Here is a 14,498-nt window from a genome sequence, read left to right as displayed (position 1 = left end):
CGTTTTTTGGCGGTCGCTCAAGCCGGCGGGTCGGACGTCGGAACACCGCCGATGCCGAACACAACGTCAAGAAGCCCGACGTCGATCGCGTCGCCGCTGTTGTCGAGTTCGACGTGGCGGGCACCTTTCCACTCACAGGCGTTGACCTGGGATGCGGACCAGAATTGTTCCCAGTTATTGAGCTTCCATTCGTCGCGCTCATATCCCCGGGCTACAAGGCGCGCCCTGACGGCCTCCCCATCGGTTCGAACATGCACCACGATCAGTTCGGCCTCGGGCCAATGATGCTCCCGCCCGGCGTTGATGAGGTAGTCCGGATCGGCGAAGAACTTGCCAAAGGGTGCGTCCAGGACCACGGAGCGGCCGACGCTCAGGTTGTCACGGGTGAGGTCCAAAATGGACGCGTACTCCAGCGGCAGGATGGCCCGCTGGTAGAACTCATTATTATCGCGCTCGTTCGGATCGGAGCCGTCGAGTGTCAACAGCAGCTCCGTGAATCGCTTGGTGGCGGTGTCCTTGTCGATGTAAGCGGCACCGTGGTGTTCGGCGAGGAGCTTGCTGACGCTCGACTTGCCGGAGCCCGCCGGCCCGATCACAAAAAATACCTGCGGCATGGTTGTCTTCAACTGTCTGTTCTGCATTGAACCCTGGATCAAATTCTTTCAGTCAAGGGCTGTGGCGGGTAGGCGTTGTTGCCGTCCCCGCCACAGCGCCGAGGCTAGGCCGAAACTGTGGTCCGGCGGTCCTTAACGAAGAAGCCGTAGGAGAGTGCGCCCACCACCAGCAGGACTCCGCCAATCAGGAAGACCATGGTGTAGTTGCCGCCGGTTTCGGTAAGGATGAAGCCAGTGACGATCGGAGCGAGTGCCGCACCGAGGAAGCCGCCGAAGTTCTGGATGGCGCCCAAGGAAGCCACCTGGGAGGGTTCTGCGATGTCCGCTGCCAGCGTCCAGAGGACACCGATCGGCACTTGGGCGGCGAAGTAACCGACAGAGAGCAGGACGATAGCCAGTGCGGAGTTATCAACATAGGCAACGGGCAGGACGGCTGCGGCGGCGAGGAGCGCGCCTCCGACGATCGGGAGCTTGCGGGCGGTGACGGTAGGAATGCCGCGGCGGATGGCCCTGCTGGAGATCACGCCGCCGGTCAGCACACCAATGATGCCGCAGAGGAACGGCAGGGCCGCGAGCCAGCCACTCTGGCTGAGGCTGAAGCCACGGGCGGTCTGCAGGTAGCTCGGCAACCAGGTGAGGTAGACCCACACTGTGTAGAAGATGCCGAACGCGCCCAGGACCATGAACCAGGTGTTCTTCTGCTTGAGCAGCTCGCCCCAGCCGGCTTGCTTTTCCTTGGGCTTCGACTGCTCTTCGAACTCAGCACCCTTGATGAGGAACTGTTCCTTGAGCGTGGGGTCACGGTAGACGCGGAGCCACACGAGGGCGACGATCACGCCGAGTGCGCCGATGACGATGAACATGCCGCGCCAGCTCATGGTCAGCAACAGGAAGGTCAGCAGCGGAGGGGCGATGGCGTTGGCAATCTGCGAGCCGGTGTTGACGATCGAGACCGGCAGGGCGCGCTCGGTCTTGTTGAACCAACGGTCGGCGACCTTCAGCCCGGAAGTGAAGAATGGGGATTCCGAAATACCCAAGGCCACACGGGCGGCGTACAGGAAGCCGAAGGAATTGGCGAGGGCGGAGAGCATCGAGATGATGGACCAGAGTCCGGCGGCCCAGGCGAACATGCGCTTGGGACCATACTTGTCCACAAGGTAGCCGGCAGGCAGGTTGGCAATAGCGTACGGCCACGAGAACGCCGAAAGCAGCAACCCCATCTGAAGGGCGTTAAGGCCGAATTCCTTGGCAATCGTGGTGTTCGCGATGCTCAGGTTGTTTCGGTCCAGGTAATTCACGATCCCGCCGATGACCAGCAGAGCTACCAGGTACCACCTGATTCTCACGCGCCTCAGGGGCTTGGTATCCGTGGCGTCTATATCTGCTGATGCTTGGCTCATGCAGCTCACTCCTTTGTGTTCTGACCGACAGTCCTTGTCGGGTTGTGCTTTCGCCGGCTCCTGCCGGATTTGCTTGCCGGCTAGCGCCGGGCTTCGGTTAGCGCCGGGCTTCGTCGATCGCTGTGAGGAAGGTCTGCGCAGCGCGGGCGACTAGTCCGTAGTCGCCGTCGTTCCGGGCCGCCTTTGTCACAAAACTTCCCACGCCGACGGCGGTCACACCCGCGCCGAACCAGGCGCCGACATTCGCGGGCGTAACTCCGCCGGAAGGCATGATGGGTGCCTGCGGCAGGGGCGCCAGGATGGTCTTGACATATGAGGGCCCGCCCAGTTCAGCGGGGAACAGCTTGATGATGTCCGCCCCGGCTTCGAGGGTGTTGACGACCTCCGTGGGGGTGAATGCTCCGCTGGCAGTGACGGCTTGGTAGCGGTTTCCTGCAGCGATCATCTTCGGATTGAACTGCGGGCTGACCAACAGCCGAGCGCCCGCAGAGATGCTCGCAAAAGCAGCTTCTGCGTCGAGCACGGTACCGGCGCCAATCACGATGCCTTGGTCCCCGTATTTATCGGCAAGCCGCTCGATGACTCCCAGGGCACCGGGAACAGTCAACGGGACCTCCACTGCACGGATGCCGCCCTCGATGGCCGCTTCAGATACGCGGTAGGCCTCGTCGGCACTGTCCAGGCGGGCAATCAGCAAGGCGCCGGTGCGGACGATGGTCTCTAGTACTTCAAATTTGGTTAACATTGATTAAGAGATTACCCCAAATATTCACAAATTGGAACAGTCTGTGAAAACTTGTTAAAACTTCGGCGGCCGGAGGCTCAGCTGCTTCGCATGGAAGTCGAAATGCTTGGTGGCATAGGCATAGGTATCTGCGAGCGTCATGTCAGCTGTGAAGAAGGGGTCCCACCGGGTCGGGAAAGGCATCGATCTGGCCAGTGAGTCCGGGGATTCGCGTTCGAGGCGGTGCGCCAGTACCGTGATCGTCTTTTCGAGTTTCCGGCCCATCCGGTGCCGGTCATAGACCGTGGCGGCCGCCCGGGAACCCCAATAGTTCACCCAGTCGAACGGGCCGGTTCCCGCGTTCAAAGCGGCGGCGAACCCCCTGCCCCAGGATCGGGGCAGGCGACTCATAACGCGGACCAAGGGCAAGAGGGACCGGACGATCATGTATCCGAAGACCATGTGGAAAAGCAGTTCCTCGTTGGTCCAGCGGGTCCCGTTGCTCTTGCGCTTCAAATCCGATGGCGTCGCGTTCGCCAGCCAACTTTTCAGCTGAAGGCAGGCACGCCCGTATTCGGCGACGGTTGCTTCCCGGCCCGGATCCATGGCTCAAGTGTCCCGCAATCGACCGCCGAAGGAACGCCGATCGTGTCAAGTTTTTTCGGCCCGGGCGGGCCGGTCAAATCTGGTCCGGTGGGGCAGGGCCCGCGAAAGCTTCATGCCCTCGGAAACGAACCTGCGTTCATCCTGTTTCAGGCAGTGAGGGCATATCCTTCGCGGATCCAGGCCAGCATCTCAGCATCAAGCTCTGAAGGGTCCTTCAGGATGACTTCGTTATGCCACCGGTTAGCAGATACACGCTCGGCGCGGTGCACACGATCAGATTCGATTTGCCTGTCCAAAACAATGTTGACCAGAATCCCGCCTCGGCGGGGATGGATCCCCAGAAACGCGCGCCCGTGAGCGACATGGAACGACGAGGCGTTCTCCTGCAGCTCACACCCGTCAAGCGCAGAAATCTGATCGAGAAGGGCACCGTAAACGCCCGAGGAAACGGGATCGCCATCAATGCGTTCTCTTGCGGTACGTGCCATTCAGCCAGCATAAGGCGAAGGCTTGTCTCCGAGCCTTCGCTTGGACCCGGTTTAGTCGGGATTTCACGCAAAGCGCCTCGGGCCCCGCTTGTGACTATCAAGGAGTTGACCGGTTGAGGCCGTGTGCGAGGCGGAGGAGCCTGTCCCGTAATCGGCGGCCGAAGAAACGCCGGGGGCCTAGTTTTCCACGAGTTCGGCGTAGAGCCTTTGGACGCGGTCCTTGATGTCGTCACGGACCAGGCGCATGCGGTCCATGCCTTCGATGCCACGAGCGGAGGGCTCGTCGGTTTCCCAGGTCAGGACGCGGGCCGTGCCGTGGCGTTCGAGTTTGGCTTCGGTGCCCAGGACAACCACGACGTCGGCGGCGTCGAGCACGTCGTCTGTGATGGGTTTGGGGTGCTCGCCGGTGACGTCGATGCCGAGTTCGCTCAGGGACTCCACGGATTCGGGATTCAGTGCCTCGCATGGGTTGGTGCCTGCTGAATGAACCGCGACAGCGTCTCCGGCAAGGTCACGCATGAGCCCGGCGGCTAACTGGGACTTTCCGCCGTTCCTGCTGCAGACGAACAGGACGCTCGGGGTCTTGATTGACTCGATCATGCTTGTGATTCTTGCATCTGAGATCGCCGATTCTTGCATCAGGCTGCGCCCGAGCGTCCGTGGGTCAGCCCGGTGGGGAACCCGACGAGGACCGGCTCGGGAGCCGCGCAGCAGCCGGCGTCCTCCGATGATGCAATCTCCTGGGCGGGAACGTCACAGCTGGTGCCGGCGTCCGTGGAGCAGACGCCTGTTTCGGGCAGTTCAAGCTGGACGGTGTCAGCGGCTGTCTGGTCTCCGGCGAGGGCGGCAGCGACGGAGCGGACCTGTTCGTAACCGGTTGCCAGCAGGAAGGTCGGGGCCCGGCCGTAGGACTTCATGCCCACGATGTAAAAGTCCTTCTCGGGGTGCGCCAGAAGCCTCGCGCCGTGCGGAGGCACCGTGCCGCAAGAATGGAATTCAGGATCGATCAGCGGGCCGAGCCTTGTAGGTGCTTCAATGGCGGGGTCAAGGTTGAGTCGGAGTTCGCGGAGCATGTCCAAGTCGGGGCGGAAGCCGGTGCAAGGCACGACGACGTCCGCGTCGAGCGTGCGGCCATCGGCGGCTTCGACACTCACATGGGTATCCAGGGATTTCAAGGTGCTGATGCCGAAGCCGGTGTGCAGTTCGATGGTGCCGGCCTCGACCAAGCGGCGGAGCCGGGATCCGAGCTGGCCGCGGGCGGGAAGACCGTCAGCGTCGCCGCCACCATAGACCTTCTCCGCGGAGGCGCCCCGGACCGCCCAGAGGATCGTGGTTCCTGGTTCTTCCTTGGCGAGGTCCGCGAGGTTGATTAGGGTGTTCGCGGCCGAGTGCCCTGCCCCGACCACGAGGACACGGCGGCGGGCGAAGGCGGCGCGGTCCCGGCCCACTACGTCGGGAAGGGGCGAGGAGATCCGCTCAGCGGCCGCGTTCTCGCCGATGGCGGGCAGGCCGGAGGTGCCGAGCGGATTGCGGGTGGACCAGGTTCCTGAAGCGTCAATGACGGCTGCCGCGGTGTGGTCGCGGATTTCGCCGTCCTCGTGCTCGACCCGCACAACGAACGGCGTGGTGTCACGGTCCCTGACGTGGGTCTTGTCCAGGCCTGCACGGGTGACCGCCACAACTCGGGCACCCGTCTGGAGGCGGGAGCCGATGGCAGGAAGGGCAGCCAAAGGTGCAAGGTAATTGTCGATGAGCTCCCCGCCATACGGGAGTGCCGTGGGGCGCGGTGCCTCCCACCCGGATGCATCGAGCAGGCGGAGGGAAGCGGCGTCGAGGTTGAACCGCCAGGGTGAGAACAAGCGGATGTGGCGCCATTGTTCGATCGCGGCCCCCGCCGTCGGGCCTGCTTCGAAGATCACTGGTTCCAAGCCGCGTTCAAGGAGGTGGGCGGCCGCGGCAAGGCCGATAGGTCCGGCGCCGATCACGGCAATGGGAAGGTTCTTCACTGAATCCATGCTGTCCTCGGTTTGTCCAGTCTCCCTGCGTCCCGCGCTACGCAGCAGGGCTAAGGGATGCGATCAGGTCCTCGATGCGGGTCTTGATCTCGTCGCGGATGGGGCGGACGGCTTCAATCCCCTGGCCGGCCGGATCTTCGAGAACCCAATCCTCGTAGCGCTTGCCCGGGAAGTACGGGCATTCGTCGCCGCAGCCCATGGTGATGACGACGTCGGATTCCTTGACGGCCTCTGTGGTGAGGATCTTGGGGATTTCGGCGGACATGTCGATGCCAAGTTCGGCCATGGCTTCGACGGCGGCAGGGTTGACCTTGTCTGCGGGCTGGGAACCCGCCGAGCGGACCTCGATCCGGCCCTCACCGAGGGTCGTGAGGAAGGCGGCAGCCATCTGGGAACGGCCTGCATTGTGGACACAGACAAAGAGGACGGAGGGTTTCTTGACGGTTTCAGCGCTCATGAGAGGACCTTTCGATCGGGTGCGGGAGCTGACAGAGACGAAGGCAACGCGGGAACGCGTGGGTACAGGGCACGGATCAGGAAGAACCCTACGGCTCCGCCCAACAACTGCGCGAGGATGAACGCCGGAGCGGAGGCCGGGGCTATGCCGGCGAAGGTGTCGGTAATGGTCCGGGCCGCGGTCACGGCGGGATTCGCGAAGCTGGTGGAGCTGGTGAACCAGTAGGCGGCCGTGATGTAGCCGCCGACTGCAAACGCCACGCGCTCAGGGCGTCCGGAACGGATGGTGCCGAAGATGACCAAGAGCAGCCCGATGGTCGCGATGACTTCGCCAAGCCACAGCCCTCCCCCGGCGCGTTCATGCGTGGAGAGCGTCACGGCGTCGAGGCCGAACATCAGGTTGGCCAGCACTGTCCCGGCGAGGCCTCCTACGAACTGTGCGGCGATCAGTGCAAGCGCAGTGGGCGTATCCAGGATCCCCAGGGCGCGCTCCACCAAAGTGACCGCCGGGTTGAAGGATGCCGAGACCGGCTGCAGCGCCAGGATCAACGCCACGAGCGCGGCGCCAGTGGCGACGCTGTTCTGCAGGAGCTCCAGTCCGATGTCGTTCGGGGACAGTCGCGAGGCCATGACGCCGGACCCCACCACGGCCATAACCAGGAAGGCAGTTCCTACGAACTCCGCTACGGCCCGCCGTGTCAGAACGCTCACTGGCTTTGTCCCCCGATCAAGGCCGCCAGGCCGGACAGCGCGTCGGTGCGGGCGCGGTAGTAGACCCAGACTCCCCGCTTTTCGCGTTCCAGGAGACCCGCTTCGTGCAGGACTTTCAGGTGGTGGCTGATGGTCGGCTGTGACAGCTCAAACGCGTCGTTCAGATCGCACACGCAGGCTTCGCTGCCCTCATGGGACGCCACCAAGGACATCAACCGCAGCCGTACCGGATCGGCCAGCGCTTTCAGCAGCGGCACGATTCCTTCGGCTTTGGATTCAGACAAGGGCTCCCGGGACAGCGGCGAGCAACACGCCACGGTCTGGACGGGCGTCAACTGCAAGGACATAGACACACGTAAATATTCACATCTGTCGATGTTTAAGGCAAGGCCGTTTAAGGCAAGGCTGCGGCGATCAAGAAGGTTCCCGACTCCGGCGGCAAACACAAATCGGAACACTGTGTGAAAACTTGTTAAGATGGGTTTGTCACCGCGAAGGAGCAACCTTGAGTTCGTCAACATCACCTCCCCTGATCCCGGAGCAGCGCCATCAGGAGATTCTTCGCTTGCTTCGCCGCGAGGGAGTGCTGAGCATCCGCAGCCTGACGGAATCCATGAACGTCTCCCACATGACCATCCGGCGCGACATTACGGCCCTCGAAGATGCCGGTCATGTGTTGTCGGTCCAGGGAGGCGTGCGTTTGGCGGAGAGGACCAGCCAGGAACCTCCACGGGAGCGGGAATCACGGGCTCAGCTAGAGCTGCCTCGGAAAAAAGCAATCGCCGAGCTTGCGTCCCAGTTCGTTGAGGATGACATGGTCTTGTTCCTCGACGCCGGTACAACTTGCCAGTCCGTGGTCCCCTATCTCGGTGCCCGGAAGAACATCACGGTGGTCACCAACGATTTTTACGTGGTCACGTCTTTATTCGCATACCCCAACGTTGAGACCATCCATACCGGCGGTGTGGTGGATGCTTCCAGCGCTTCAAGTTCAGGCCGCATGGCAGCCGACGCCATCAAGCACATCAACATCGATCTGTTCTTCATGAGCACCGGCGCATGGAGCCTCTCTCGCGGCGTCACTACGCCGTCCATGGACAAGGTGGAAATGAAACTGGCCGCTCTTGAGGCAGCGTCGCGCTGCTTCCTGCTGGCGGACAGCACCAAGTTCGGAACCTTTGCGAAGTTCCGGGTCGCGCCGATCGAGCAACTGGACGCCGTCGTCACCGACGATGAACTGGAGCGGGACACCCGGGATAACATCCAAGAATTGGGCGTCACGGTGTACGTCGCGGCAGCGAACGGTTCCGGCCGCTAAGGCAAGGCCGGATCGTCGTCCGCCATCGACGCCGCCGCTGCCGTAATTCGGTTGGCCATTCCCTTGAAGATGACGCCGTGGAAGGGCAATACCGCAAGCCAGTACAAGCGTCCGCCCAGGCCTTTGGGGAAGAAGATCGCCCTTTGTTGGTAGAGCGCCCCGCCTTCGGCTTCTTCGGCGCGCATTTCCAGCCAGGCCCGCCCGGGGACCTTCATTTCCGCGCGGAGGCGCAACAGCGAGCCGCGGTCGATCTGCTCCACACGCCAGAAGTCCAGCGCGTCCCCCGTATTCAGGCGGGTCGGACTGAGCCGGCCGCGGCGGAGCCCCACTCCACCCACGATCTTGTCCATCCAGCCGCGCACGGACCAGGCCAGGGGAAACGAGTACCAGCCGTTGTCCCCGCCGATGCCTTCGATGACTTGCCACAATTGTTGCGGCGTCGCCGTCGTGAGCTGCTGCTGGTTGTCCTGGTACACCAGATGGCCGGCCCACTGCGGGTCGCTGGGAAGCGGATCACTTGGAGCACCGCGAACGGAGGAGTTCTGCCAGCTGGTTTCCACTTCCCCGCCGGTCTCCCGCGCCAATGCCAGGCGAAGCGATTCACGGTATCCAAGCAGCCCGGCTTCGGGTGGATCGATGTATTGGTGGATGTCCCGCTCCGCGACCACGCAGTTCTGCTGCAGGGATCCGATCAGCGGCACGGCCAAGGACCGGGGAATGGGGGTGACGAGGTTGACCCACTGGGATGCCAACCATGGAGTCAGGACGGGCAGTGCAATCACCGGACGACGCCGCAGCCCCGCTTCCGCGGCATAACCGTTCATCATCTCGTCGTACCGGAGGACGTCCGGGCCGCCCAGGTCGAAGGTGCGGTTGAGCGAAGCCGGGAGCCCGGCCGCCGCGACCAGGTAATAGAGCACGTCGCGGATCGCGATCGGCTGGACTTTGTTCCGCACCCATCGCGGAGCCACCATGAGGGGCAGCACCTCGGTCAGTTGCCGGATCATTTCGAACGACGCCGAACCGGAGCCGATCACGACGCCGGCCTGAAGGACGATCGCGGGCACGCGCGGTTCCGCTAGGAAAATGTCGCCCACTTCCTTGCGGGATTGGAGGTGCCGGCTGAGCGTTCCTTCCGGGTGCAGTCCGCCCAGGTAGATGATCCGTCCGGCGCCGGCGTCGGCTGCCGCGCGTGCTACGTTGCCGGCGCAGAGCCTTTCGGTCTGTTCAAAAGACCGCTGGCCGGATGGACCCATCGAGTGCACCAGGTAGTAAATGACGTCGGCCCCGGTAAAAGCCTCCCGCAAGGACTCGACATCCTCGAGGTCGCCGATCATTACGTTCACACGGTCCGCCCAGGGGACGTCCCTGAGCTTGTTCGCATGGCGCACCAGGACGCGGACGTCGTAACCGGCGTCGAGCAATCGGGGAACGAGCCGTCCACCGATATAGCCGGTGGATCCCAATACCACTGCAAGTGGATTCATTGTGCCCCTTCCGAATGACCTTGCGGAGCCGGATGCCCTTACTGAGCCGGAACGCCGACGCCCTATGCCAGCGTAGCCCTACACCGATCCGGCCCGTTTCCGGCGGTCGTTCTTGCCGCGGAGGTCGCGGTTCAGGCGGCGGTCACCGTGGTAGAGCAGAGACTCCCAGTCGACCTGTTCCGGGGTTTTGGGAATGATGGCCGGCGGCAGCGCCTTCGGCTTCTTGGGCTCGACGTACAGCCAGTTCAGCACGCCAAGGTACATGTCCACTCCGGAGTTGGCCAGTCCGATATAGGCCCGGATCGCGCCCGCGGCCATGATGGCGTTGAAGGCGGCGAAAGCGGCGTTGCCCCAGTTTCCAAGTTGCCAGTTGCGCCAGACGGTCAACAAGGAGAACGCAACGATCAAGTACGGAGCCAGGACATAGAGGGCCGGGGCCGCGGTGCGGTCCTTGACCTTCGGGGTGCGGACGAACGGGATCTTGTCTCCCGTGAGGGCCTGCTGGAGGGACTTCAGGACGCCGGCAAGATTGACCGGCAGCAGCACCAGGTTGAAGCCGTAGATCCGGAAGATGTCGCTGAACCGGTGGCCGCAGTCCCGCAGGTCGCTGCCCATCGCCAGGAAGTAGGGCAGGGCGGCGAGGAAGACCAAGGGGCTGAGGAGGCGGCTGTCGTAGGGGTACGCGAGGAGGAACAGCAGCCCGAAGCTCGCCCAGGTGATGGAGGCCATGTAGTTGACCCGCAACAGGATCTCGCGGAAGAGAACCGGCCGGGCCTGCCCACGGCGCTTGCGGATCTGTTCCCAAAGTTTCGGCAGGATCAGCAGGCCGCCGTTGGCCCAGCGCCGTCGCTGCACCACGAGCGATCCGAAGTCCGGCGGCGTGGCGCTGTAGCTGAGCCTCTCCGGGTAGTTGGCCAGGGTCCAGCCGTGCTTGCCAAGGTCCACGCTGGACTCGGTGTCTTCGATGACCGTGCGGTCCTGGATGTAGGTCCTGACTTCAAAGCCACCCACCGTCGAGATCTCGACGATGTCTTCCAGTGCGCGTTTGCGGATCACGGCGTTCGCTCCCACCCAGAACGTGGCGCCGTATTGGGTCATGCCTTGGTGCTGGATGTGCTGGATGTCCGTGGTGGCGCCGGCGATGCGCTCGATCCGGGTCGGTGCCCCGCGGAAGGAGGAATACGGGGTCTGGGTGACGGCTACCTTTTCATTGCCCGGGGATTCGAGAAGATGAACCAGGCGGAGGCAGTAGTCGCGCAGCAGCATCGAGTCGGCGTCCAGGGTCAGGACGTAGGTGGTGTCCGGGACGGACAGCACATCGCCGTCGTCGACTCCTGCGGGCCGCAAGACGGTGCCGTCCGCCGTCTGTTCCGGGTGCCACGTCCCGCCCATGAGCGAAAGGTAGGCATTCAGGTTCATGGCCTTGTTGGCCTCGTGGGAGAGGCTCGCGAACCGCTTCCGCTCGAACGTGGACACCCGGGCGTTGAAGATCCAGGTAAGCCGCGCGTACAGTTCAGCGATGCGTTCCGGGCCAGGCGAGGTCCGCTGCGCGTTCGCGGCCGTCAGGGCCAGGATGACCAGGCGCAGTTCCCGGGCCAGGCCCATGAGGACCAGATCGACGAAGAACTCATCCACGTGGTCCTCGACAGACTCGGTCTCGGCCATAGCTTCGAGCCATTCGGCGGCGTATTGGTATTCGGCGATGAGCCGCTCAACTTCGGTGCCCGCGTCCGGTTCAGCTTCTTGATCACGACGACGACGGCGGTACCTCGCGTAGGCGCCGTTGACCCTCGCCGCTGGTTCCTTGAGGGTTTCCGTGATCTGGCCGGCGAGCGCGCGGGTGGCTTCGAGGCGGCGGAGCACGTCAGGGTCTGCAGGGAAGGGTGGGTCATCGAGGAGCAGCACGACGCTGAGGTCCGGGAATTCCTGCAGGACCGCGGACCACATGGTGCCGCGGACTACTTCCGGTTCCTCCGCATAGGAGGGAATCAGTACGGTGATGCCCTCGGAGTAGTCGAAGAAGTGCCGGTCGAGCTCCCCTCGGGGAACCCGACGGTGGGCCCGAAAGCGGGTCAGGGCGCCCTGGCGGGCGGTGAGGTACATCAGTGCCGAGAACGTCAGGAAGGACACCACCACCAAGTAGGAGAGGGTTTCGGCGCCGAAGCGGAATCCGGCGCCGGGGTTGTCCACGAGCTGCTTGAGCACGGTCGTGATCACATAGCCGAGCCAGGCGAGGACAGTGGTGAGGACGCCGACGCGGCCGAGGACTATCTTGCGCCGCGACGGTGCTGGGTGGACGATCGAGAGCGGTTCAGAGCGTTTCTCCGCGCCCCACTGACGCTTCCGGGCTTTTGAAGACTGCCCGTCCGCGGTTCCCTGGTCATCGGGGCGTAGCAGCACGATCTGGTCCGACATGAATCCCCATTCGCCGTCCGTGCGCCCCCAGCGGACGCGCGGCACAATGCAGGCGTAATGTGACGGCCCGCACTACAGTGCGCCCCTATGATAGGCGAACGACGCGTAGTTGGGATAAGACTCGTGGAAATGCTACGCCAAGCTGCGCAGCCACCACCGGAGTGAGTTCTTTCCCGGACATCCGCGAAGTCCTATTCCAATGCTCTGGGGGTATCTCTGTGTCGAAACGCTTTCCCGGCCGCCGGCTGTCCGTCCTGCGTTTGGGCATCCTTTGCGTCATCGTGGTGGCGGCGGTCACGGCGGGCTACCTCGGACTCCGCAACGTCCAGGACGTCAGCGCCGCGGCCTCCATGCCTTCGGTGTTTTCCGGCTATGTGGACGTGACGGCGACGCCGCGGTTCGCGTTCGAAGATCCAGCAGTGCCCAGCGCGAAGGCCGTGGTGCTGTCCTTCGTCGTCGCCGATCCGAAGCAGGGCTGCGCCCCGTCCTGGGGTGCGGCGTACAGCCCCGACCAGGCAGCCTCCGACCTCGATCTGGACCGGAGAATCGCCCGGCTCCGCCAGCTTGGAGGGGCCCCGGCGGTTTCCTTCGGCGGGATGAACAACAATGAACTCGCAGTTTCCTGCAAGGACACGAAGTCCCTGACCGGCGCCTACCGGCAGATCGTGGATCGCTACGACGTCGCAACGGTGGATCTCGACGTCGAAGGCGCCGCCTTGGGCGACATAGCCGCAGCCGACCGACGTGCGCAAGCCGTCGCCGCCATTCAGAAGGAACGCAAAGCCAGCGGCAAGCCCCTTGCCGTCTGGCTCACCCTTGCGGCCGACCCGGACGGACTCACGAGCCAGGGCCAGGTCATCGTGGCGCATACCCTCGCGGGCGGCGTCGAGCTGGAGGGCGTAAACATCATGACGATGGATTTCGGCGCCAGTAAGCCTGCGGCTTGGAGCATGTCCCGGGCCGCGGAATCAGCCGCGGATGCCGCCCACGGACAGCTCGCCGCCCTCTACCGCAACGCCGGAACCGACTTTGGCAGCGAAACCCTTTGGCGCAAGCTGGGCCTGACCGTCATGGTGGGCCAGAACGACATTGCCGGCGAAATATTCACGCTCGACGATGCCGCCACCATGAACAGCTTCGTCAAGGACAAGGGCCTCGGTAGGTTGTCGATGTGGTCCATGAACAGGGACCGGACGTGTAGCCCCAACTACCCGGATGTGAGCAAGGTTTCGGACGGATGCAGCGGGGTGGTCCAGGGCTCCCAACTGTTTTCGGCCACGCTTGCCAATGATGTAGGGCTGCCTACGCCGGCTGTGGCTCCATCGCCTACTGCAACTGCCTCAATCAGTGCCACGCCCACCACCGACGATCCCGCAACCAGCCCTTATCCGGTGTGGAGCAGCTACGCCGCCTACACCGCGGCGGACAGGGTGGTGTGGCACGGCAGCGTCTACGAGGCAAAATGGTGGACCCGCGCGGACGTCCCGGACAACCCCGTTCTGCAGGGCGGCGCCACCCCGTGGAAACTCGTGGGTCCCGTGCTTCCTGGCGACAGGCCAAGCCCCAAAGCAACCGTGCCTGCGGGAACTTTCCCGGCATGGGCGCCGGAGACGATCTATCACAAGGGCGACCGCATTGTCTTCGAAGGGTCCGCGTTCGAGGCCAAGTGGTGGACCCAGGGAGACAGCCCGGAGGCAGCAATCCAGGGTGCGCCGGACTCCCCCTGGGCGAAATTGACCCCGGCCCAGCTCATGTCGCCCTCGCCCACCGCGCCAGCTTCCTGAACTTAAGCGCGAACTGGCAGCAGATGCCCTCTGCTTTTTGAGGGCATCTGCTGCCAGTTCGCGATGGGGTTTCGACGGGAAGGCCCTCCGCCGTCGTTTGCATGGGGGGCTCGACGGCGGAGGGCTGGCTGGGTGGGGGTGTTACTGGTTGGTGGCGGTGCGCTGGGTGCCGGTGAAGTTGAAGGCGATGGTGCTGCTCTGGTTCTGCAGGGTGTTGTCTGCGGTGGAGGGCAGGGTCAGGGTGACGCGGAGGTTGTCGGTGTGTCCGGCGGTGACCGAGGTGAGGTTGGCCAGGGTGAGGTTGGCGCCGATGACGGGGCGGGAGGCGAGGACGCTGGTGGTGGTGCCGGAGCAGGTGTAGGTGTAGGCGGGGGCGGTGCCGGCTTCGGTCCAGGCGGTGGAGCAGTTATCGACGGTGACCTGCAGGCCCATGGTGGTGTTGGTGTCCAGCAGGGAGGTCGGGGAGGCCGCGGTGGTGAG

14 protein-coding genes and 1 pseudogene are annotated in these 14,498 nt (G+C 63.8%); 2 read left to right on the top strand and 13 right to left on the bottom strand.

Translation table 11 applies throughout. The features are described 5' to 3' along the window. Positions 1 to 17 precede the first annotated feature (17 nt). The 10 genes from AC1DJB_RS00075 to AC1DJB_RS00030 all read right to left on the bottom strand — a co-directional run bounded on the left by AC1DJB_RS00075 (position 18) and on the right by AC1DJB_RS00030 (position 7,361). The gene (locus tag AC1DJB_RS00075; RefSeq protein WP_476909823.1) at positions 18 to 614 is read right to left on the bottom strand and encodes a P-loop nucleotide/nucleoside kinase family protein; all 597 of its coding nucleotides are present in this window, start codon (positions 612 to 614) and stop codon (positions 18 to 20) included. A 104-nt stretch (positions 615 to 718) separates the two neighbouring features. Next, on the bottom strand, positions 719 to 2,014 hold the full coding sequence (locus AC1DJB_RS00070) for an MFS transporter (RefSeq protein ID WP_441432651.1): 1,296 nt from the start codon (positions 2,012 to 2,014) through the stop codon (positions 719 to 721). Between the two features lie 97 nt (positions 2,015 to 2,111). Then, the gene (locus AC1DJB_RS00065; RefSeq protein ID WP_059387220.1) at positions 2,112 to 2,759 is read right to left on the bottom strand and encodes a bifunctional 4-hydroxy-2-oxoglutarate aldolase/2-dehydro-3-deoxy-phosphogluconate aldolase; all 648 of its coding nucleotides are present in this window, start codon (positions 2,757 to 2,759) and stop codon (positions 2,112 to 2,114) included. Positions 2,760 to 2,813: 54 nt separating this feature from the next. After that, entirely contained in the window at positions 2,814 to 3,344 is a 531-nt protein-coding gene (locus AC1DJB_RS00060) for a DinB family protein (protein WP_441432652.1), read from the bottom strand. A gap of 146 nt (positions 3,345 to 3,490) precedes the next feature. Further along, positions 3,491 to 3,832, bottom strand: a complete 342-nt coding sequence (locus tag AC1DJB_RS00055; RefSeq protein ID WP_307053625.1) for a DUF5655 domain-containing protein — start codon at positions 3,830 to 3,832, stop codon at positions 3,491 to 3,493. A gap of 177 nt (positions 3,833 to 4,009) precedes the next feature. After that, positions 4,010 to 4,432 (bottom strand): arsenate-mycothiol transferase ArsC, encoded by a 423-nt coding sequence (locus AC1DJB_RS00050; protein ID WP_441432653.1) that lies wholly within the window; start codon positions 4,430 to 4,432, stop codon positions 4,010 to 4,012. A 38-nt stretch (positions 4,433 to 4,470) separates the two neighbouring features. Next, positions 4,471 to 5,847 (bottom strand): NAD(P)-binding domain-containing protein, encoded by a 1,377-nt coding sequence (locus AC1DJB_RS00045; protein ID WP_441432654.1) that lies wholly within the window; start codon positions 5,845 to 5,847, stop codon positions 4,471 to 4,473. Positions 5,848 to 5,884: 37 nt separating this feature from the next. Further along, the gene (locus AC1DJB_RS00040) at positions 5,885 to 6,304 is read right to left on the bottom strand and encodes an arsenate reductase ArsC (protein WP_306959068.1); all 420 of its coding nucleotides are present in this window, start codon (positions 6,302 to 6,304) and stop codon (positions 5,885 to 5,887) included. Continuing rightward, the gene (locus AC1DJB_RS00035; RefSeq protein ID WP_441432655.1) at positions 6,301 to 7,014 is read right to left on the bottom strand and encodes an aquaporin; all 714 of its coding nucleotides are present in this window, start codon (positions 7,012 to 7,014) and stop codon (positions 6,301 to 6,303) included. The genes AC1DJB_RS00040 and AC1DJB_RS00035 overlap by 4 nt, the downstream gene beginning before the upstream one ends. Continuing rightward, positions 7,011 to 7,361, bottom strand: a complete 351-nt coding sequence (locus tag AC1DJB_RS00030) for a metalloregulator ArsR/SmtB family transcription factor (protein WP_441432668.1) — start codon at positions 7,359 to 7,361, stop codon at positions 7,011 to 7,013. Before AC1DJB_RS00030 ends, AC1DJB_RS00035 begins: the two co-directional genes overlap by 4 nt. Positions 7,362 to 7,519: 158 nt before the next feature. Here AC1DJB_RS00030 and AC1DJB_RS00025 point away from each other — a divergent pair, with 158 nt between their 5' ends. Further along, positions 7,520 to 8,332 carry a DeoR/GlpR family DNA-binding transcription regulator gene (locus AC1DJB_RS00025; protein WP_059387214.1) on the top strand — a complete coding sequence of 271 codons (813 nt, stop codon included), beginning with the start codon at positions 7,520 to 7,522 and terminating at the stop codon, positions 8,330 to 8,332. On the opposite strand, the gene AC1DJB_RS00020 is transcribed toward AC1DJB_RS00025, so the two are convergent. Together AC1DJB_RS00020 and AC1DJB_RS00015 are read right to left on the bottom strand one after the other, a co-directional pair. Then, complete coding sequence (locus tag AC1DJB_RS00020) at positions 8,329 to 9,819, bottom strand: SDR family oxidoreductase (protein ID WP_441432656.1); 1,491 nt, start codon at positions 9,817 to 9,819, stop codon at positions 8,329 to 8,331. The two genes, AC1DJB_RS00025 and AC1DJB_RS00020, sit on opposite strands and share 4 nt — an antisense overlap. A gap of 78 nt (positions 9,820 to 9,897) precedes the next feature. Then, entirely contained in the window at positions 9,898 to 12,234 is a 2,337-nt protein-coding gene (locus AC1DJB_RS00015) for a glycosyltransferase family 2 protein (RefSeq protein WP_476909822.1), read from the bottom strand. Positions 12,235 to 12,452: 218 nt separating this feature from the next. Between AC1DJB_RS00015 and AC1DJB_RS00010 the strand changes: the two genes are divergently transcribed. Next, positions 12,453 to 14,018 carry a chitinase gene (locus AC1DJB_RS00010; protein ID WP_441432658.1) on the top strand — a complete coding sequence of 522 codons (1,566 nt, stop codon included), beginning with the start codon at positions 12,453 to 12,455 and terminating at the stop codon, positions 14,016 to 14,018. A 141-nt stretch (positions 14,019 to 14,159) separates the two neighbouring features. Here AC1DJB_RS00010 and AC1DJB_RS00005 read toward each other — a convergent pair. Then, positions 14,160 to 14,498: pseudogene (locus AC1DJB_RS00005) on the bottom strand (TasA family protein); the annotation flags it as partial.

This window comes from Arthrobacter sp. 01T428 (genome assembly GCF_056398685.1).
The sequence above is the reverse complement of the archived record's forward strand: the minus strand, read 5'-3'. Positions and strand labels throughout refer to the sequence as shown.

Coding starts and splice junctions, on each gene's coding strand:
- AC1DJB_RS00075 (WP_476909823.1), bottom strand. CDS start 614: ATGCCGCAGGTATTTTTTGTGATCGGGCCGGCGGGCTCCGGCAAGTCG.
- AC1DJB_RS00070 (WP_441432651.1), bottom strand. CDS start 2,014: ATGAGCCAAGCATCAGCAGATATAGACGCCACGGATACCAAGCCCCTG.
- AC1DJB_RS00065 (WP_059387220.1), bottom strand. CDS start 2,759: ATGTTAACCAAATTTGAAGTACTAGAGACCATCGTCCGCACCGGCGCC.
- AC1DJB_RS00060 (WP_441432652.1), bottom strand. CDS start 3,344: ATGGATCCGGGCCGGGAAGCAACCGTCGCCGAATACGGGCGTGCCTGC.
- AC1DJB_RS00055 (WP_307053625.1), bottom strand. CDS start 3,832: ATGGCACGTACCGCAAGAGAACGCATTGATGGCGATCCCGTTTCCTCG.
- AC1DJB_RS00050 (WP_441432653.1), bottom strand. CDS start 4,432: ATGATCGAGTCAATCAAGACCCCGAGCGTCCTGTTCGTCTGCAGCAGG.
- AC1DJB_RS00045 (WP_441432654.1), bottom strand. CDS start 5,847: ATGGATTCAGTGAAGAACCTTCCCATTGCCGTGATCGGCGCCGGACCT.
- AC1DJB_RS00040 (WP_306959068.1), bottom strand. CDS start 6,304: ATGAGCGCTGAAACCGTCAAGAAACCCTCCGTCCTCTTTGTCTGTGTC.
- AC1DJB_RS00030 (WP_441432668.1), bottom strand. CDS start 7,361: ATGTCCTTGCAGTTGACGCCCGTCCAGACCGTGGCGTGTTGCTCGCCG.
- AC1DJB_RS00020 (WP_441432656.1), bottom strand. CDS start 9,819: ATGAATCCACTTGCAGTGGTATTGGGATCCACCGGCTATATCGGTGGA.
- AC1DJB_RS00015 (WP_476909822.1), bottom strand. CDS start 12,234: ATGTCGGACCAGATCGTGCTGCTACGCCCCGATGACCAGGGAACCGCG.